At 64.3% G+C, this 17,618-nt stretch carries 17 protein-coding genes; 11 read left to right on the top strand and 6 right to left on the bottom strand.

The window, feature by feature from the left end; translation table 11 throughout:
- Positions 1-4: 4 nt before the first annotated feature.
- Positions 5-1,324: an MFS transporter gene (locus tag J2T21_RS11365; RefSeq protein ID WP_307581487.1), complete on the bottom strand. Its 1,320-nt coding sequence runs from the start codon at positions 1,322-1,324 to the stop codon at positions 5-7.
- Positions 1,324-2,259: a proteasome assembly chaperone family protein gene (locus J2T21_RS11360; protein WP_307581486.1), complete on the bottom strand. Its 936-nt coding sequence runs from the start codon at positions 2,257-2,259 to the stop codon at positions 1,324-1,326. The genes J2T21_RS11365 and J2T21_RS11360 overlap by 1 nt, the downstream gene beginning before the upstream one ends.
- A 412-nt stretch (positions 2,260-2,671) precedes the next feature.
- Between J2T21_RS11360 and J2T21_RS11355 the strand changes: the two genes are divergently transcribed.
- The 5 genes from J2T21_RS11355 (at position 2,672) to J2T21_RS11335 (ending at position 8,850) form a co-directional block, all read left to right on the top strand.
- On the top strand, positions 2,672-4,186 hold the full coding sequence (locus J2T21_RS11355; protein ID WP_307581485.1) for a leucyl aminopeptidase: 1,515 nt from the start codon (positions 2,672-2,674) through the stop codon (positions 4,184-4,186).
- Between the two features lie 302 nt (positions 4,187-4,488).
- Positions 4,489-5,868 (top strand): dihydrolipoyl dehydrogenase, encoded by a 1,380-nt coding sequence (lpdA, locus tag J2T21_RS11350; RefSeq protein ID WP_307581484.1) that lies wholly within the window; start codon positions 4,489-4,491, stop codon positions 5,866-5,868.
- 146 nt (positions 5,869-6,014) lie between these two features.
- Entirely contained in the window at positions 6,015-7,763 is a 1,749-nt protein-coding gene (sucB, locus tag J2T21_RS11345; protein WP_307581483.1) for a 2-oxoglutarate dehydrogenase, E2 component, dihydrolipoamide succinyltransferase, read from the top strand.
- 119 nt (positions 7,764-7,882) lie between these two features.
- Positions 7,883-8,233, top strand: a complete 351-nt coding sequence (locus J2T21_RS11340; RefSeq protein ID WP_071213481.1) for a hypothetical protein — start codon at positions 7,883-7,885, stop codon at positions 8,231-8,233.
- Between the two features lie 179 nt (positions 8,234-8,412).
- Positions 8,413-8,850, top strand: a complete 438-nt coding sequence (locus tag J2T21_RS11335; RefSeq protein WP_307581482.1) for an OsmC family peroxiredoxin — start codon at positions 8,413-8,415, stop codon at positions 8,848-8,850.
- 47 nt (positions 8,851-8,897) lie between these two features.
- Here the strand turns inward: J2T21_RS11335 and J2T21_RS11330 are convergent, their stop codons facing one another.
- Positions 8,898-10,511 carry a serine/threonine protein kinase gene (locus J2T21_RS11330; RefSeq protein ID WP_307581481.1) on the bottom strand — a complete coding sequence of 538 codons (1,614 nt, stop codon included), beginning with the start codon at positions 10,509-10,511 and terminating at the stop codon, positions 8,898-8,900.
- Positions 10,512-10,616: 105 nt separating this feature from the next.
- On the opposite strand from J2T21_RS11330, the gene lipB reads away from it, so the two are divergent.
- From lipB to J2T21_RS11315, 3 genes are read left to right on the top strand one after another with little or no spacing between them, the layout of a single operon-like run.
- Positions 10,617-11,297 (top strand): lipoyl(octanoyl) transferase LipB, encoded by a 681-nt coding sequence (lipB, locus tag J2T21_RS11325; protein WP_307581480.1) that lies wholly within the window; start codon positions 10,617-10,619, stop codon positions 11,295-11,297.
- Positions 11,294-12,295, top strand: a complete 1,002-nt coding sequence (lipA, locus tag J2T21_RS11320) for a lipoyl synthase (RefSeq protein WP_307581479.1) — start codon at positions 11,294-11,296, stop codon at positions 12,293-12,295. The genes lipB and lipA overlap by 4 nt, the downstream gene beginning before the upstream one ends.
- 31 nt (positions 12,296-12,326) lie before the next feature.
- Positions 12,327-13,082: a DUF4191 domain-containing protein gene (locus J2T21_RS11315; protein ID WP_307581478.1), complete on the top strand. Its 756-nt coding sequence runs from the start codon at positions 12,327-12,329 to the stop codon at positions 13,080-13,082.
- A gap of 137 nt (positions 13,083-13,219) precedes the next feature.
- Here J2T21_RS11315 and J2T21_RS11310 read toward each other — a convergent pair whose 3' ends face one another.
- Positions 13,220-13,654 carry an RDD family protein gene (locus J2T21_RS11310; protein WP_071213486.1) on the bottom strand — a complete coding sequence of 145 codons (435 nt, stop codon included), beginning with the start codon at positions 13,652-13,654 and terminating at the stop codon, positions 13,220-13,222.
- A gap of 280 nt (positions 13,655-13,934) precedes the next feature.
- Here J2T21_RS11310 and glnA point away from each other — a divergent pair, with 280 nt between their 5' ends.
- Positions 13,935-15,359: a type I glutamate--ammonia ligase gene (gene glnA / locus J2T21_RS11305; RefSeq protein WP_307581477.1), complete on the top strand. Its 1,425-nt coding sequence runs from the start codon at positions 13,935-13,937 to the stop codon at positions 15,357-15,359.
- Here the strand turns inward: glnA and J2T21_RS11300 are convergent.
- Together J2T21_RS11300 and J2T21_RS11295 are read right to left on the bottom strand one after the other, a co-directional pair.
- Positions 15,356-16,189, bottom strand: a complete 834-nt coding sequence (locus J2T21_RS11300; protein ID WP_307581476.1) for a tyrosine-type recombinase/integrase — start codon at positions 16,187-16,189, stop codon at positions 15,356-15,358. The two genes, glnA and J2T21_RS11300, sit on opposite strands and share 4 nt — an antisense overlap.
- A 257-nt stretch (positions 16,190-16,446) precedes the next feature.
- Positions 16,447-16,977 carry a helix-turn-helix domain-containing protein gene (locus tag J2T21_RS11295; RefSeq protein WP_307581475.1) on the bottom strand — a complete coding sequence of 177 codons (531 nt, stop codon included), beginning with the start codon at positions 16,975-16,977 and terminating at the stop codon, positions 16,447-16,449.
- A 119-nt stretch (positions 16,978-17,096) separates the two neighbouring features.
- Here J2T21_RS11295 and J2T21_RS11290 point away from each other — a divergent pair, with 119 nt between their 5' ends.
- Positions 17,097-17,291 carry a helix-turn-helix transcriptional regulator gene (locus J2T21_RS11290; protein WP_307581474.1) on the top strand — a complete coding sequence of 65 codons (195 nt, stop codon included), beginning with the start codon at positions 17,097-17,099 and terminating at the stop codon, positions 17,289-17,291.
- A 61-nt stretch (positions 17,292-17,352) separates the two neighbouring features.
- The gene (locus J2T21_RS11285) at positions 17,353-17,613 is read left to right on the top strand and encodes a hypothetical protein (protein ID WP_307581473.1); all 261 of its coding nucleotides are present in this window, start codon (positions 17,353-17,355) and stop codon (positions 17,611-17,613) included.
- Positions 17,614-17,618 lie beyond the last annotated feature (5 nt).

Raw genomic sequence — 17,618 nt, 5'->3', positions numbered from 1 at the left:
TCTGCTACTGGTTCCCGGAGATGTTGCCTTGGCGTCGTTGGCTGCGCGGCGTGTATTCGCCGCGCAGGGCCATGGCCCGGCGGGCCTTGTTGCGGGTGACCACCATGCCGATGATGCCGCCAAGCATCACCACGAATTGGAAGGACAGCGCCCACCTGAAGGCGTCGAGGCTGTAGAGTTCGGCGCCGGCACCGGCGGCCCGCTGCTGGATGTCCAGCAGCCAACCCACCACGTAGACGGTGACCAAGGCGGCCAGGAACCCGCCGACGTTCACGATCCCGGTTGCCGTGCCGATGACGTGGGCGGGATTGAAGGTCCGCACGAAGTCGAAGCCGATCATCGACGCCGGTCCGCCCAAGGCGACACAGACGATCAGGATGACCAGCATCCAGATCGGTGCCCGGCCGGGCCAGAGAATAACCACGAGCCAGGTCAGTGCGATCATCCCGATGACGTTGAACGCGATCGCCGAGCGCCGGTGGGGATGGCGGGCCACGGCAGCCCCGAGCAGCGGGCCGGCCAGCAGCGCAACCACCACAAAGATCGACAGCAGCCCGGAGGCGACTGCGGGGCTGACCCCCTGGCCAGAGACCAGGAAAGGGTAACCCCAGGTCAGCAGGAAGACGTTGGTGGTGAACTGCGTGGTGAAGTGCGTCCAGAATCCCAGCCGGGTCCCCGGTTCCCGCCAGGCGCCGGCCAGCAGCGTCCGGGCCTTGACCGGTGCCGGCGGCGCCTCGTCGGTGCGCGGCCCGTTGCTGACCAACACCAGCGCCAGGGCAAAGCCCACCACGGACAATGCGGCCAGGGAGAGGAACGCCGGGGTCCAGCTCCACAGGTGAAGCAGCGCCACGAACGGGATCAGCGAGAGCAGCTGGCCCAATTGCCCGATCATGCCTGTCACCTGGGTGAGCATGGGAATCCGGTAGCCGGAGAACCAGATGGGCAGCAGCCGGATGACCGAGACAAACGTCATCGCGTCCCCGGCCCCGACGAAGAACCTTCCCACCAGGCCGGAGGCGACCGAATCGGCCATGGCCAGCAGGAACTGGCCGACGATCATCAATGCCGCTCCCCCGGTGATCATGGCCCGCGGGCCCCACCGGTCCACCAGGATGCCCACGGGGATCTGCAGCCCGGCGTAGACCACCAGTTGCACCACCGAGAAGGTGGCCAGGATCGAGGCCGAGGCGTCAAAGCGGTCGGTGGCCTCCAATCCGGCCACGCCAAAGCTGGTGCGCTGCGTGACGGCAATGAGATAGGCGCCGAGGCTGGCTGCCCACACCACCCATGATCGGGCGGAGTCGAGGTGTTCGGCCTTGGTCACTAGGATTCCTTGGCAGCCGTGCCACCTTGTTCGGGGAAGCCGGAGAGGAATGCCTCCGCGGCGAGGGCGAGTTCTTCGCCGTCGGGGACCTCTGCATCGGCGGTCACCAGCAGCGAACGCCGCTCGATTTCCGGGATGTGCTGGTCAAAGCGTGTTTCGAAGTTCTCCACCATCCGGGCCACGTCCGGGGTCGCAGCAACCTGCTCGGCGATCTGCGATTCGAGGTTGCGGCCGGCTTCGCGCAGCCGGTCCGTGGGCAGGCCGAGTTCCATGGCCGCACCCACGTATTCCAGGATGCCGACGGCAACCTGGGGGTATTCGGCCTCGGAGAGATAGTGCGGCACGTGGATGGAATATCCCACCGCGTCGCGCCCCGCCTCGATCAACCGGACCTCGATGAGGGCCGCCAGACTCGCCGGCAGCTCCGCAGTGGGGGTCCAGGTGGAGATCCCCTCGATCAGGTCCATGCGGTTTCCGTGGGCGGTCACGCCCAGCGGGCGGGTGTGCGGAACGGGCATCGGCACCGCGTCGAATGAAACGGCCAACTGCACGTTGAAGGCCTTGACCAGGGCAACGACGGCGGCGGTGACCCGTTCCCAGGCCAGGTCCGGCTCGGGCCCGGTCAGGAAGAGGAAGTCCCGTTCCAGCCCGTCGGTCAGCCGGTAAAGTTCCAGGCGCGGCGGCTGGTAGGCGGCGAAGTGGTCGCCAAGGAAGGAAATCTGGGGGCGTCGTTCGCGGTAGTTGATCAGCTGGTCGATGTCGAAGGAGGCGATCAGCCGAGGTTCGAGCGAGTCCAGCAGTTCGGTGCGGACTTGGGACAGCGCGTGTCCGGCATCGGCGTGGCCGCGAAGGCCAATGAGCAGGTCAAGGCCCTGAAGTTCGAGTGAATCCAGGTCGTGGTCTTCGAACCTGATCAGGGATTGGGGGTCAAGCATTGCCGCTGCTCCTTTCAGGTTGCGTCATGGGTTCCGCCGGCCACACCGCCACCGACGGCCAAGGCCTTCGTGCGGCCCTCGCCTATTCCTTGCCGCAGCACCCGAATCGGTACGGTGCAAACCACAAGAAAGCCGGGGGCAGGTGCGGGGCCGGGTGAACCCAAAGATGATTCGTTCGGTTGCCTACTGACGTGGTCAACCTCTTCGGAAGGTATTTTCTTCCCGTGGCCCGTCTCCAATTCTAGGCCGGTTGCCACACCGATGCGCTGTGGGCTCGGTCTCAGCGATACGATCGATAAAGGCCAATCGGCGTTTGCGTCCCGGGAACCCCGGGAACACGCGGCCGTTTCGGCTCCTTCGGTGCATGGGCATTCGACGTGCATGTACACAACCAACGAACAGGAATCGTTTCGTGATCAACTCCATGGATCTCAAGCTGACCGCTGTCTCCACCGACATCAAGCGCATCAGTGCCGGCGCACTGGTTCTTGGCGTCGCCAAGGGCACCGACGGTCCGGTTCTGGTGGCCTCGCCCTTCAGCGCCAAGGTCACCGAATCCCTCCAGGGTTCCCTGGCCGCCCTGAACATCACCGGTGCCGCAGATGAACTGGTCCGCCTGCCTGCCACCGCCGAGACCAAGGCCGAGACCCTGGCGTTCGCCGGCCTGGGCGCCTTCGAGGAATCCACGCTCACCGAGGAGGCCTTGCGCCGGGCCGCCGGCTCCGCCACGCGCCAGCTCGCCGGCGTCCCCACCGTGCTCTTCGCCCTGCCCGCGGCCACCGTGGGACAGGCCGCTGCCATCGCCGAGGGTGTGGCCCTGGGCGCCTACCAGTTCAACAACCACCGCTCCACCCCGGCCAAGAAGCTGCCGCTGGGCGAGGCCGTCATCGCCACCGCGGCCTCCGCGGACAAGGACCTGCCGGCCGCGCTGAAGCGCGCCGCGATCCTGGGTCGCGCAGTGCGCGCGACCCGCGACCTGGTCAACGTCGCCCCGAACGTGCTCTACCCGGAGTCCTTCGCCCAGGCGGTCAAGGACAATGCCAAGGGCCTGCCGCTGAAGGTCACCGTGCTCGACGACAAGAAGCTGGAAAAGGACGGCTACGGCGGCTTGATGGGAGTTGGCGGCGGTTCCGAGCGCAAGCCCCGGATGGTCAAGGTCGAATACGCCCCGGCCAAGCCCGCCAAGCACCTGGCCCTGGTGGGCAAGGGCATCACCTTCGACACCGGCGGCATCTCCATCAAGCCGGCCGCCGGCATGCACGCCATGAAGTGCGACATGGCCGGCGCCGCCACCATCTTCCAGGCGATCGTCGCCATTGCCGAGCTCGGCCTGCCGATCAAGGTCACCGGCTGGCTGTGCCTGGCCGAGAACATGCCAGGTGGCGCCTCGACCCGCCCGGGCGACGTCATCACGATGTTTGGCGGCAAGACCGTCGAGGTGCTGAACACCGACGCCGAGGGCCGGCTGGTCATGGCCGACGGCCTGGTGGCCGCCAGCGCCGAGAAGCCCGATGCACTCATCGACGTCGCCACGCTGACCGGCGCACAAATGGTGGCCCTGGGCCTGCGCACCGCGGGCGTCATGGGCGAGGAGACCCTTCGCGACGCCGTGGTGTCCGCCGCCGACAAGGCCGGCGAGGCCGCCTGGGCCATGCCGATGCCCGAGGAACTGCGTCCCACGATCGATTCGCAGGTCGCCGACCTGGCCAACATCGGTGAGCGCATGGGCGGGATGATGACCGCCGCGGTGTTCCTCAACGAGTTTGTCGGCGAGTCCGACGGGACCAAGATCCCGTGGGCGCACCTGGACATCGCCGGCCCGGCGTTCAACGAGCAGGCAGCCTACGGCTACACCCACAAGAACGGCACCGGCTCCTCGGTGCGCACCCTGGTGGCACTGGCCGAGGATATGTCCTCCGCCAAGTAGCGGGCACGAAGCCACCCGGCCCCCATGGATTTCTACTTCTTGTAGTAGGAATCCGCGGCTGCATGCGGCGGCGGCCCTTCACCAGCAAGGAAGGGCCGCCGCCACTGTGCAACCGGTCACAGGCACGGGCAATCTGTCTCACCGTATGTGGCCGACCGCGTTTCGGGGGGATAAGGTAATCCTGATAGATCACTAGCATCACCGTATTTGTGCGAGCCCCGACCCGGGTTTGCAGGTACACCCCCAACAGACCCCTGGCCGTCCATGACGTCGGCCACAACTCATAACGAGGGAGCGTTCACGTGGCCGAATCGGCAGCAACGCAAGAATTCGACATCCTCATTCTCGGTGGCGGTTCCGCCGGCTACTCGGCAGCATTGCGCGCCGTCCAGCTGGGTTTCACCGTCGGCTTGATTGAAAAGGCCAAGCTCGGTGGCACCTGCCTGCACACCGGCTGCATCCCCACCAAGGCGTACCTGCACTCCGCCGAATTGGCCGAGAACGCTCGCGAAGGTGCGAAGTACGGCATCAACACCACCCTCAATTCCATCGACCTGGGTGCAGTGCGCAGCTACAAGGACGGCATTGTCGCCGGCAAGCACAAGGGCCTGACGGGTCTGCTGAAGATGAAGAAGGTCACCGTTATCGAAGGTAACGGCCGCCTGGTTTCCCAGGACACCATCGACGTCGATGGCGTGCAGTACAAGGGCAAGAACATCATCCTCGCCACCGGCTCCGAGTCCAAGACCTTTGGCCTGGAAATCGGCGGACGCATCCTCACCAGCACCGAGGCGCTGAACATGGACACCCTCCCGAAGAGCGCCATCGTGCTCGGCGGCGGCGTCATCGGCGTCGAGTTCGCTTCCGTGTGGAAGTCCTTCGGCGTCGAGGTGACCATCGTCGAGGGCCTGCCCTCGCTGGTTCCGAACGAGGATCCGGCGATCATCAAGAACCTGGAGCGTGCCTTCAAGAAGCGCGGCATCAAGTTCAACACCGGTGTCTTCTTCGAAAAGGTCGAGCAGGACGCCAACGGCGTCAAGGTCTTCCTGGCCGACGGCAAGGTCCTCGAAGCCGAGATCGTGCTCGTGGCAGTGGGCCGCGGCCCGGTCACCGCGAACCTGGGCTACGAAGAGCAGGGCATCCCGATGGACCGCGGCTTCGTGCTCGCCAACGAGCGCTGCCACACCGGCGTGGGCAACATCTACGCCATCGGCGACATCGTCCCGGGCGTCCAGCTGGCGCACCGCGGCTACCAGCACGGCATCTTCGTCGCCGAGGAAATCGGCGGCCTGAACCCGGTGGTTGTCGAGGACATCAACATCCCGAAGGTCACCTTCTGCGAACCGGAGATCGCTTCGGTTGGCTACTCGGAACCGGCCGCCAAGGCCAAGTTCGGCGACGACCAGATCGAGACCACCGAGTACAACCTGGCCGGCAACGGCAAGTCCTCCATCCTGGGCACCTCCGGCTTGATCAAGATGGTTCGCGTCAAGAACGGCCCGATCGTGGGCGTTCACGGCATCGGCGGCCGCATCGGCGAGCAGATCGGCGAAGCACAGCTGATCGTGAACTGGGAAGCCTACCCGGAGGATGTGGCACAGCTCATCCACGCACACCCGACGCAGAACGAATCGCTTGGCGAGGCCGCAATGGCCCTGGCCGGCAAGCCGTTGCACGGTTAGTCACAAATGCTTAACCGGGCACGCGCACCACGAGGTGCGCGTGCCCGGTGCACTAAGCTCGGAGGCACTGACCTCCAAACGGGATGTGCGGGAAACCGCGGATCTCTCGCACACAAATTTTTTAGTTTTAGGAGAACGGGAACAAGATGTCTGAAACCGTGAACTTGCCCGCTTTGGGTGAAAGCGTCACCGAAGGCACCGTTACGCGTTGGCTCAAGCAGGTCGGCGACCGCGTCGAGGTCGACGAGCCGCTGCTGGAGGTTTCGACCGACAAGGTTGACACCGAAATCCCTTCGCCGGTTGCCGGCGTCATCGAGGAAATCCTCGTCGCCGAAGACGAGACCGCCGAAGTTGGAGCCGCACTGGTTCGCATCGGTGATGGCTCGGGCTCCGGCTCGGCACCTGCCGAAGCAGCCCCGGCCGCAGAGACACCTGCCGCACCTGCCGAGGCACCTGCCGCACCCGCCGAGGCACCGGCACCCGCCGCTGCACCGGCGGCACCTGCCGCACCGGCAGAAGCCGCATCCGGCACCGAGATCACCCTCCCGGCACTGGGCGAATCCGTGACCGAAGGCACCGTCACCCGCTGGCTCAAGGCCGTGGGCGAAGAAGTTGCCGTTGACGAGCCGCTGCTTGAGGTCTCCACCGACAAGGTCGACACCGAGGTTCCGTCTCCGGTCGCCGGCGTCCTGCTGGAAATCCGCGTTCCGGAAGACGAGACCGCCGAGGTCGGCGCCGTCCTGGCCGTCATCGGTGCCGCCGGCGCAGCTGCACCCGCAGCCCCTGCCGAGGCAGCACCGGCCCCTGCCGCCGAGCCCGCACCGGCTCCGGCTGCACCCGCCGCCGCTCCCGCGCCTGCTCCTGCAGCACCGGTTGCCGCCCCGGCAGCACCTGCCGCCCCGGCCGCCCCGGCCGCCCCGGCCCAGGAAACCGCACCGGCCGCAGCTCCGGCCGCAGGCAACGACGGCTACGTCACCCCGCTGGTTCGCCGCCTGGCCAACCAGAACAACGTCGACCTGTCCACCGTGACCGGCACCGGCGTTGGCGGTCGCATCCGCAAGCAGGACGTCGTCGATGCCGCTGCCGCGGCAAAGACCGCCCCTGCCGCAGCAGCCTCGGCTCCCGCAACAGCACCGGCAGCCAAGGCAGCGGCACCCGTCGTGGCGTCCTCGCTGCGCGGCACCGTCGCCAAGGCCCCGCGCATCCGCCAGGTCATTGCCCGCCGCATGCGCGAGTCGCTGGAAATCTCCACCCAGCTGACCCAGGTCCACGAGGTCGACATGACCCGCGTCGCCAAGCTGCGCAACGCCGCCAAGAACGAGTTCGCGGCCGTCAACGGCTCCAAGCTCACCTTCCTGCCGTTCATCGCCAAGGCCGTGGCCGAGGCGCTGAAGCAGCACCCGAAGCTGAACGCCGAGTACGACGAGTCCAAGCAGGAAATCACCTACCACAATGCCGAGCACCTGGCGATTGCGGTCGACACCGACAAGGGCCTTTTGGTTCCGGTCATCGCCAACGCCGGCGACCTGAACCTTGCCGGCCTGGCCGGCAAGATCGCCGACGTGGCAAAGCGCACCCGCGACAACAAGATCGGTCCGGACGAGCTGTCCGGAGGAACGTTCTCGATCACGAACATCGGTTCGGTCGGCGCGCTCTTCGACACCCCGATCATCAACCAGCCGCAGGTCGCCATCCTGGGCACCGGCTCCATCGTGAAGCGTGCGGTCGTCGTGACCGACGCCGACGGTGACGACACCATCGCCATCCGCCACATGATGTACCTGTCGCTGACCTACGACCACCGCCTGGTCGACGGCGCCGATGCAGGTCGCTTCCTGCAGACGCTGAAGGCTCGCCTTGAAGAAGGTGCCTTCCAGGCAGACCTGGGTCTCTAGGACTTGGTTGGAGGGGGCGTCCACTGCATTTTGGCGGTGGGTGCCCCCTTTGCTATGTCCTGCGCCACCTTCGGCCGGGCAGATTCTTGATGGTGTGCAGTTTCCATTAGGCTTGCGGCATGACCTTTTTGACTGCAATCCTGGTATTCCTGCACGTTTTAGGTGCAGCGGCAATCTTTGGCGGCTGGCTCGCCAACTTCAAGACCCCGACGGTCAACATCTGGCAGTGGTACGGATCCATCGCCCAGCTGGTGACCGGGCTGCTTCTCGTCGGCATGCTCGAGATGCGTGATCTTGAAGTGAACAACATCAAGATCGGCGTCAAGCTCCTGCTGGCCATCGGCGTCTTCGTCGCAGCCCTGCTGGGCCGCAAGAAGATCAAGAACGGACTTGAGGTTCCCACCGGACTGGCCCACGGGACCGGCGGCACCGCCCTGATCGCCATCGCCGTGGCCACCCTCTGGGTCTAGTCCACCCGGAAGGCACCAGCCGGATTCTTGCCGACGCACAGGCGGCCTGCCACCAGCAATGCTGGTGGCAGGCCGCTTCGTCGTTCCCCAGGGTCTCTTTGGTTCCCCAGCCGGTGCCCCTAGGATGGGCCTTGAGGGCGCTCGCCTTCGTCTCGTTGCAAATCAGAGGAGTCATCACCATGGCATTCACAAGAAGCGCAAGCACCGTTTGGAGCGGTGACCTGGCCTCCGGAACCGGGGAAACCACCTTCGAGACCTCGGGCATCGGCACATTCCCGGTTACCTGGCGCGCCCGCACCGAGGCGGCCGAGGGCAAGACCAGCCCGGAGGAACTGATTGCCGCGGCCCATGCCACATGTTTCTCGATGTCGCTGAGCAATATCCTCAAGGGCGCCGGACACGTCGCCGAGAGGCTGGAAACCACCGCGGAGGTGGACTTTGACACCAGCGACGGCGCCAAGATCAGCGAAATTCGGTTGTCGCTCAACGCCACCGTCCCGGGCTTGACCGAGGAAGAATTCCAGACCCATGCGCAGGCAGCCAAGGTCGGTTGCCCGGTGTCCGCCGCCCTGGCAGCCGTCCCTTCCATCACCCTCGATGCCCGCCTGAGCCAGTAACCGCGTTGCCGGTGTGCCGGGGGGAGGCACACCGGCACCCCGCTGGGTCAGCCCGCGGCGGTCACCTCCCAGATCCGCCACGATCCCTCCGTGAACCGCAAGACCATGCGTACACGCTGGCTGTCGTCCTTCTTGGCGCTCACCACGGTCTTGCCCTTGTCATCGACGTAGCGGTAACCGCCTTGCACGCTGACGGCTTCGAGAACCGCTTCTCCCTGAGTGCTCCCCGGCAGCACCTCGACATCACCCAGCCGCGTTTCCAGGGCTTCCAGGTGCAGGCCGAGCCCACGCATCCGGGCCACGACCCTTCCATCCACATCCAGCGCCGGCGAGCCGGCAACATGGACGTCCCCGAGTAGCTCCATGTTCCGGCTCATCAATCCCTCGTCGCGGCGCGCAGCCAGCTCGGCCGCCACCAGCATCAATTCCCCGGACGATTCGGCCTTTCCCTGGCGGGCAGGGTCGCCTGTGGGGGAAGACGTCGCTACGGGCTCCGCGGCCGCCGGCTCGCCGCTTGCCCTGAGCAGGCCCGCTCCCCCGGCCGCCACGGCAACCAAGAGCACTCCGGCGGCAACGGCCACCGCGACCCTGCGGTTCCCGCGCTTCAGGCCGTGGACCCGGTGCTCCTGGGCCCACTGCCATTCCCCGTCGCCCGGATCCGCTCCGGGCGACGCGGCCGCATCAAGTCCGAACGCCGCCCGGAGCCGGCGCGGGACCGGCTTTTGCTGCGCCTTGATCTGCGCCTTGCGCTCCCTGAGCAGTTCCCTGTCTGCGGCCGTGGGATTCCCCCTGTTCCGGCGCCCGCCCAGAAGGCCGGCCGGTGCGGGCTCCTGCCGGGTGGTGAGCATGTGCTTGAGTGCCCCCGGCTCGACCGCCTCGCTCAGTTCCACGGGAAGCGGCTCCCCGGCAACGAAGATCCGTTGCCCAAACTGTTCCGCACTGGGTCGTTTCACCGGTTCCTGGTCAAGGCACTGCTCGAGCAACTTCGCGAATTCGTCATTGACCTCCGGAACCATCGAACCCAACGGGACCCTGTTGGCAGTCGCATTGGGTGGCCGCCCGGTCAGGAGGTACCAGGTGCAGGCGGCCAAGGCGTACACATCGCGAGCAGGTTCGAGTTGGCCGGATTCGGTGCCATTGAAGGTTTCCGGGGCGCAGAAGCCCTGGGTACCCAGATCCCCCGGCAACTGGCCCACCACGCGGTGCGTCCCAAAGTCCCCCAGCTTTGGCTTGCCCTCGGCCGTGAACAGGATGTTGCGCGGCGACAGGTCCCCGTGGGTCAGGCCCTGCGCATGCAGGTACGCCAACGCCCCGGCTATCGGGGCGACCACGGTGATGGTCTCCCCCACGCTCAGCGGGCCACGCACCGCCACGACCTGGGCCGCGGAACCGGCCGGGCAATACTCCATCAGGATCCCGGGGCCCTGGGATGTCTGGAGGATCCCGAGCGCTTCCACGAGGAACTCGTGGTCCAGGTCCAGCGCTTCGGTTGCGGCGGCATTCTCGGGAGCATCCTTGCCGAGGATCTTCACGGCCAGTTCGTCATGTGTCGCGTCGTCTTCAACAAGCCATACGCTGCTGCCCGAGCCCTCGTCCAGGTGGCGAAGCGTGCTGTACCCCTCAATCTGCGGGAAAGCCAACGGCTCTTCATTGAATTCCATGATTCATTTCTACGCCGGAGAGAAAATCCGTGCATAAGTTATCCACAAGAAACAAACGGTTAGCCGATTCGGGGGCCTCCCGGTGAACGGCGTACTGTTATCGCCATGACCATCAAATTCGAGCGAATTGGCCATGCCCCCGAGCTGGTCGATTACCGCATCGCGTGGGACATGCAGCGCCGCGTTCACCATGACGTGACCGAAGGCGTGGCGGGCCCCGTTGTATTTCTCCTGGAACATGCCGCCGTTTACACGGCCGGACGCCGTACCGAGCCGGAAGACCTGCCGGTCGACGGAACCCCCGTGATCGATGTCGATCGCGGCGGCAAGCTCACCTGGCACGGCCCGGGGCAGTTGGTCGGCTACCCGATCGTGCGCTTGCGCGATATGAAGGGAATCCGCGAGTACGTCACGACCCTCGAAGAAGCCCTGATCAATGTAGCGTTGGGTTACGGCATCGACGCCGTGCGCATCAAGGGTCGCAGCGGCGTTTGGGTTGCCGGAACCAACGGCGGCCAGGACCGCAAGCTCGCCGCGATCGGAATCCGCGTCGACCATGGCGTGACCATGCACGGATTCGCGTTGAACTGCTCCAACGACCTCGCACCCTATTCACAAATCATCCCCTGCGGTATCACCGACGCCGGTGTCACAAGCATCAGCGAAGAAACTGGAACCACCGTCACTCCAGCCGACGTCCTCGACCGGGTCGAGCAAGAACTTGAAACCTTGCTCAGCCCGATTGTGTCGTTGACCGCCACTACCCCCGAAGGAGCCCGACCATGAGTGCCGCCCCCGAAGGTCGCCGCCTGCTGCGCATCGAGCAGCGAAATTCCGAAACGCCCGTCGAGCGCAAGCCCGAGTGGATCAAGGCAAAGATCAACATCGGCCCCGAGTACGTGGGGTTGAAGAAGCTGGTCAAGTCCGAGGGCCTGAACACCGTCTGCGAAGAGGCAGGCTGCCCGAACATCTTTGAATGCTGGGAAGACAAGGAAGCAACCTTCCTCATCGGCGGCTCCGAATGCACCCGCCGCTGCGATTTCTGCCAGATCGACACCGGCAAGCCCCAGGCCATCGACCGCGCCGAACCGTTCAAGGTTGCCATGAGCGTGAAGAAGATGGGCCTGCGCTACGCCACCGTCACCGGCGTGGCCCGCGACGACCTCGCGGACGAGGGCACTTGGCTCTACGCCGAGACCGTGCGCCGCATCCACCAGCTGAACCCGGGCACCGGCGTGGAGCTGCTGATCCCCGACTTCTCAGGCAAGCCCGAATACCTGGACGAGATCGCGGCGTCCGCCCCCGAGGTGTATGCACACAACCTCGAGACGGTTCCCCGCCTGTTCAAGTCCATCCGCCCGGCGTTCCGCTACGACCGTTCCCTGGATGTCATTACGCAGGGCCGCGCCAACGGCATGATCACCAAGTCGAACCTGATCCTGGGCATGGGCGAGACCCGCGAGGAGATCTCCGAGGCCATCAAGGACCTGGTCTCGGCGGGCTGCGACCTGTTGACCATCACCCAGTACCTGCGCCCCACCGAGCGCCACCACCCGGTCGAGCGCTGGGTCAAGCCGCAGGAATTCGTGGAGCTGCAGCAGGAGGCCGAAGAGCTGGGCATCCTCGGCGTCATGAGCGGCCCGCTGGTGCGGTCCTCGTATCGCGCAGGCCGGTTGTGGGCGGGGGCCATGCGCAGGAAGGGGCTCCCGATCCCGGAGGCGCTGGAACACATCGCCAGCTCCGGCGACACCCGCCAGGAAGCTTCCTCGCTGGTCGGCTCCTAGCCGGTGCCCGATCGCGTAGAATTGAATCACTATGGCCAAAAACACCGATAATGCCTCGTCCGAGGCTGCAAGTCCTAAGCGCGGACTGTTCTCGCGCAAGCCGAAGGCCGAAAAGGCCAACAAGGAACCGGGCCGGCTGAAACAGCTGGGCCAGGTCTTCCAGATGACCCGCAAGAACGACCCGATGGTCGTCTGGCTGATGCTTCTGGCTGCCCTTGGCATCCTTGTTGTGGGCCTGATCATTGGCCTGCTGATCAACAACTGGATCACGGCGGTGCTGATCGCGCTTCCGCTGGCCCTGTTGGCTGCGACCATGATCCTTTCGCGTCGAGCCGAGAAGGCCGCCTTCAAGCAGCTCGAGGGTCGTCCCGGCGCTGCCGGCGCGGCCATGAGCGTGTTGCGCCGCGGCTGGATCCTGAAGGACGAGCCGGTGGCGGTGAACCCGCGCACCAAGGACCTGGTGTTCCTGGGCATTGGCCGCGCAGGCGTCGTGCTGGTCACCGAGGGCCCCAACGCCCGTGTTCGCACGCTGGTTGACGCAGAGCGCAAGCGCATGGGCCGCGTGCTTCCGAACGTCCCGATCCACGTGATCAACGCCGGAAACGACGAAGGCCAGACCCCGCTTGCCGAAGTCGGCAAGAAGATGAAGAAGCTTCCGAAGTCGATCACCAAGCTGGAGATCGGGGCCGTCGACAAGCGCCTGAGCACCCTGGGCAGCGCCAAGCTGCCGATCCCGAAGGGCATCGACCCGAACCGGGCACGGCCCAACCGCAAGCAGATGCGCTAACACCAGGCAAAGCACTCCTTAACTAGCAAGGTGGGTGTTGGAACCAGTTGGTTCCAACACCCACCTTGCTTGCTTAATCCGGTAGCTGCGTGCGGTGCACCGGGCCCGCGGCCCGGGCTCGGCACCTGGCCGAAGTGCTAGATGCGCACCAGGATCGTCTTGCCCAATCGGTCGTGGTAGCCACGCTGGTCGGAGTCGCTGAACAGAACCGGAACCACCAGGCAGATCAGCAAGGTCCGGACGATGCCGGTCAGCGGCTTCACCGCACTGCCATCCAACCCCTGGACCTGCATGCCAAAGACACGGTGCCCGATGGAGTGCCCGGTCACGCCGACAAACAGCATCTGGGTGGCCGCGAAGATGATCAGGTTGGCGGTCGGGTCGGACTTGAAGAAGAAGAACGAGATGAGCATCGCGATCCCCCAGTCCAACAACAACGCCGCGACACGCCGGCCGATGCGTGCGACCGATCCGGGTCCCTTTTCGGGGCGCCCCAACCGCTTGCCGGGCCATTCCTGGTTGCTTAGCTGCGGCGGGCCCTCGAGCCACGAGCCAAAATCTTTTCTTTCCACACCCCCAGCCTACCGGGGCAAACACCGGGCGTCCGCGCCCAAAGCCAGCCTTTCGCACCCGGCCAAGCACCCTCCGTCACACTCGGGACAGGTGATGTGATTTAGCTAACGCATGATTGGCTGGATTCCGCGTCCGTGTAACGTAACGGAAACAATCGAGACACAGGAGAGTAATCGCCGGGGGCTAGTGTTGATAACACAGGAAGAAAACGTTGGTAAACGTTTCACGGCACGGCACGCTAGTCGTCACAGCAGAAACCCCACACAGGAGTCCCTGACCATGTTCAAGAGTCCCGAAGAAGTCATCGCATACATTGCCGAAGAAGACGTCAAGTTCGTTGACATCCGCTTCACCGACCTTCCCGGCATCCAGCAGCACTTCAACGTCCCGGCACGCACCGTCGACGCGGATTTCTTCATCAACGGACAGCTGTTCGATGCGTCCTCGATCCGCGGTTTCGCCGGCATCTCCGACTCCGACATGCAGCTGATCCCCGATGTCACTTCCGGCTACATCGATCCGTTCCGCCTCGAGAAGACCCTCGCGTTCAACTTCTCCATCGTGAACCCGCGCACCGGCGAGCCGTACCACCGCGATCCGCGCGGCGTGGCCGAGCGCGCCGAGTCCTACCTCTCCTCGACCGGCATCGCCGACACCGCCTTCTTTGCACCCGAGGCCGAGTTCTTCATCTTCGACAACGTGCAGTACGAGTCCAAGCCGCAGGGCTCCTTCTACAAGGTCGACTCCGTCGAGGCCCCGTGGAACACCGGCAAGAAGGAAGAGGGCGGCAACCAGGGCTACAAGACCCCCTTCAAGGGCGGTTACTTCCCGGTTTCCCCGACCGACAAGCAGGCCGACCTGCGCGATGCCATCTGCCTGGAACTTGAAGCTGCCGGCCTTGAGGTCGAGCGCTCCCACCACGAGGTCGGCGCAGCCGGCCAGGCGGAGATCAACTACAAGTTCAACACGCTGACCCACTCGGCCGATGACATCCTGAAGTTCAAGTACATCGTCAAGAACGTGGCCGATGCCTGGGGCAAGTCCGCAACCTTCATGCCCAAGCCGATCTTCGGTGACAACGGCTCGGGCATGCACTGCCACCAGTCGCTGTGGTCCAACGGCGTCCCGCTGTTCTACGACGAGAAGGGCTACGCCGGCCTGTCCGACACCGCCCGCTGGTACATCGGCGGCCTGTTGAAGCACGCCTCCGCCGTGCTCGCCTTCACCAACCCGACCGTGAACTCCTACCGCCGCCTGGTCAAGGGCTACGAGGCCCCGGTCAACATGGTGTACTCGCAGGGCAACCGCTCCGCAGGCATCCGCATCCCGGTCACCGGCTCGAACCCGAAGGCCAAGCGCATCGAGTTCCGCGCACCGGATGCCGCGTGCAACCCGTACCTGGCCTTCGCCGCGCAGCTGATGGCCGGCCTGGACGGCATCAAGAACCGCATCGAGCCCGCGGACCCGATCGACAAGGACCTCTACGAGCTGCCCGCCGAGGAAGCCAAGGACATCCAGAAGGCCCCGGCCTCGCTGGACGAGGCCCTTGAGGCCCTGGAGAACGACTTCGACTTCCTGCTCGAGGGCGACGTGTTCACCGAGGACCTGATCCGCACCTGGATCGAATACAAGCGCGAATACGAAATCAAGCCGCTGTCGCTGCGCCCGAACCCGTACGAGTTCGAGCTGTACTACGGCTGCTAGCCAAATCTAGGGGCTAAATCGCCTTTAGTCCGCAGAGAGTCCGCACGAGCCGCCAGAACGTTATTCACGGCGGTACGTGCGGACTCATCTGTATCTGGCCACAAGTGCCCGTAAACGTCCAAGGTTGTCTTTGCCGACGCGTGACGTAGCCTCGCCTGGACAACCTTCACATCGAGCCCTGACGCGATCAGGAGCGACGCGTAGTAGTGCCTCAGGTCGTGGATACGGAAATCTTCCGGCAGGCCCTCCACGGTCGCCCTGGCCGTCCTGAACCGGGCTTCGATGGTGTACGGTGCGACCGATCGACCGAACTCACTTGTCACGAACGTTGCACTCCCCCACTTCGCCGGATTCTTGTTCAGCTCAAAAGCGAGATCCCGCGGTATCGGAACCGGCGTCTTAGACACTTCCGTTTTCAGCGGTTCACTTGGGTACTGGATCGCCGGGTTCACGAACCCGCGCAGCGAATCCACGTCTCCCACCCGCAGCGCCGCTATTTCAGCGACCCGCAGGCCGACAAACGCGCCCAGCAAGACGACGTTGCGCATTCCGTCCGGCATGGCCTCATGCAGCGCCCAGACCTGTTCAGTCGTGGCGACATACGCCCGCTGCTTTCCTGCCGGCGGCGACGTTCTACGGCTCACCGGGGACTTGGGAATGATCCCGTCATGCACTGCATCCGAGAACAGGTGCCCAAGCCTGGCATGTAGCGCGTAGATCGTCGAATCTGCCAGCCCCTCAGCCTTTAGTGATGCCGTCCATGACCGAACCTCCGAGGGCCGCACATCTTTCAGCGGACGATCACCGAACGCCGCACAGATCCGCTTCATATGCGTCTTGGCTTGGCGCAGACTTGAGGGCCGATTGTTCGCGTAGCCTTTCAGCCACGATTGCGACCATTACGAGACGGTAGTTTTTGCGCTCTTTGGATCAACGTAAGTTCCTGTTACAATAGCCGCGGTGACTTCATCTAGCCAGTTTTGCGCGTCGATCTTCCGCTTGAAGTGCCGCGCATGTTCCTTGTTAGCTTCATCACGATAGCGCGCCCGCCACGTCCCGTTAGGTCGTTTCTTGATCGACGCCACGGTTATCTCACGTGCTCTCTCTTAAATTCCTCGCGCTCATCCTCACTTAGCCCGCGGATATGGTCAAGCCAGAATTTCACGCGATCCTGTGCGACCAGGGCCCGCCATTTCGCAATGTATGCCACGCTCGCTTCGAGTTCATCACCGGGAACTTTGCCCTCATCGGCCAACTGCTCCAAATCGGACGCGAGGCGCAGAATGTCTGCCTTGTCATCTTCGGCCCTCATGGCCCACCAAGCCGCCCACTTGGCGACCATTTCCAGCTGCTTTCCCTCAAACTCAAGTTCAAAATAAGCCTCTAGTGGAGTATCAACCAAGTTGTCTAATTGGGTTCCGAGGACTTGGGCGATTACGGCCGCTTCGCCGATTTTTGCGGGGCGCTCGCCTCGCTCCATTCGGCTAATCGTTGTCGGATGGAAGTTTGCGAGTCCCGCGTCCCGCAATTTGCTTGCAAACTCGGTCATCGACCATTTTCTAAGCTCGCGGTACTCCCGCACCATGGCCCCGAAATTTTCATCTGTGGGTATCTTCATGCCCTAATACTTTCACACGTGTTGTAAGGACTCAACACGTGTCGTGTTGACTCAGCGTTAATTCATGATCTATGGTTACATCTTGTAAGGCTCAAACACACCATGAAAGAGGGGAAGCCGTGAACACCGAGACACACCAGCTGATGACCATGGCCGAGGTTGCGGAGATGACCCGCATCCCGGAGAACACGCTGCGGTACTACCGCCACAAGGAAACCGGGCCGAAGTCGGCAAAGATCGGCGGGCGCGTCATGTATCGCCGGGCAGACGTAGACGCCTGGATCAACGAAGCGTTCGACAAAGCCGCTTCCTAAGATCAACGCACCGCATCCGCTCCGAGGTTCGCCACGGACGAAGAGACAAGGAAACTTTTCCATGCCGGAAAATATCCCCACCCAGACAGCCAACGAAAAGCTGATCCGTGATTACGCCGAGGCCAACGGGCACGAGATTAGCAAGGGCAAAGCCCAGCGTCTTGCACTCAAGTGGCACAAGCGGCAACAGCTCATAGGTATTTCCGAGCTGCATCACCTATTTGGGCATTCGGACCCGACAGCCGAAACGGCGGTCCGAAACGTCCTGCAACAGAAAAACGGCCCCGGAACCGTCGCCAAACAGTATTCCGAAGCCGCCTAACCAAA

The sequence above is a fragment of the Paeniglutamicibacter psychrophenolicus genome (genome assembly GCF_030812255.1).
In the GTDB taxonomy this organism is placed as follows: domain Bacteria; phylum Actinomycetota; class Actinomycetes; order Actinomycetales; family Micrococcaceae; genus Paeniglutamicibacter; species Paeniglutamicibacter psychrophenolicus_A.
This window is presented reverse-complemented; position numbering and strand designations above follow the sequence as displayed.

Coding starts and splice junctions, on each gene's coding strand:
- lipB (WP_307581480.1), top strand. CDS start 10,617: ATGACCATCAAATTCGAGCGAATTGGCCATGCCCCCGAGCTGGTCGAT.
- lipA (WP_307581479.1), top strand. CDS start 11,294: ATGAGTGCCGCCCCCGAAGGTCGCCGCCTGCTGCGCATCGAGCAGCGA.
- J2T21_RS11295 (WP_307581475.1), bottom strand. CDS start 16,977: ATGAAGATACCCACAGATGAAAATTTCGGGGCCATGGTGCGGGAGTAC.
- J2T21_RS11300 (WP_307581476.1), bottom strand. CDS start 16,189: ATGAAGCGGATCTGTGCGGCGTTCGGTGATCGTCCGCTGAAAGATGTG.
- J2T21_RS11315 (WP_307581478.1), top strand. CDS start 12,327: ATGGCCAAAAACACCGATAATGCCTCGTCCGAGGCTGCAAGTCCTAAG.
- J2T21_RS11285 (WP_307581473.1), top strand. CDS start 17,353: ATGCCGGAAAATATCCCCACCCAGACAGCCAACGAAAAGCTGATCCGT.
- J2T21_RS11340 (WP_071213481.1), top strand. CDS start 7,883: ATGACCTTTTTGACTGCAATCCTGGTATTCCTGCACGTTTTAGGTGCA.
- J2T21_RS11330 (WP_307581481.1), bottom strand. CDS start 10,511: ATGGAATTCAATGAAGAGCCGTTGGCTTTCCCGCAGATTGAGGGGTAC.
- J2T21_RS11360 (WP_307581486.1), bottom strand. CDS start 2,259: ATGCTTGACCCCCAATCCCTGATCAGGTTCGAAGACCACGACCTGGAT.
- J2T21_RS11335 (WP_307581482.1), top strand. CDS start 8,413: ATGGCATTCACAAGAAGCGCAAGCACCGTTTGGAGCGGTGACCTGGCC.
- glnA (WP_307581477.1), top strand. CDS start 13,935: ATGTTCAAGAGTCCCGAAGAAGTCATCGCATACATTGCCGAAGAAGAC.
- sucB (WP_307581483.1), top strand. CDS start 6,015: ATGTCTGAAACCGTGAACTTGCCCGCTTTGGGTGAAAGCGTCACCGAA.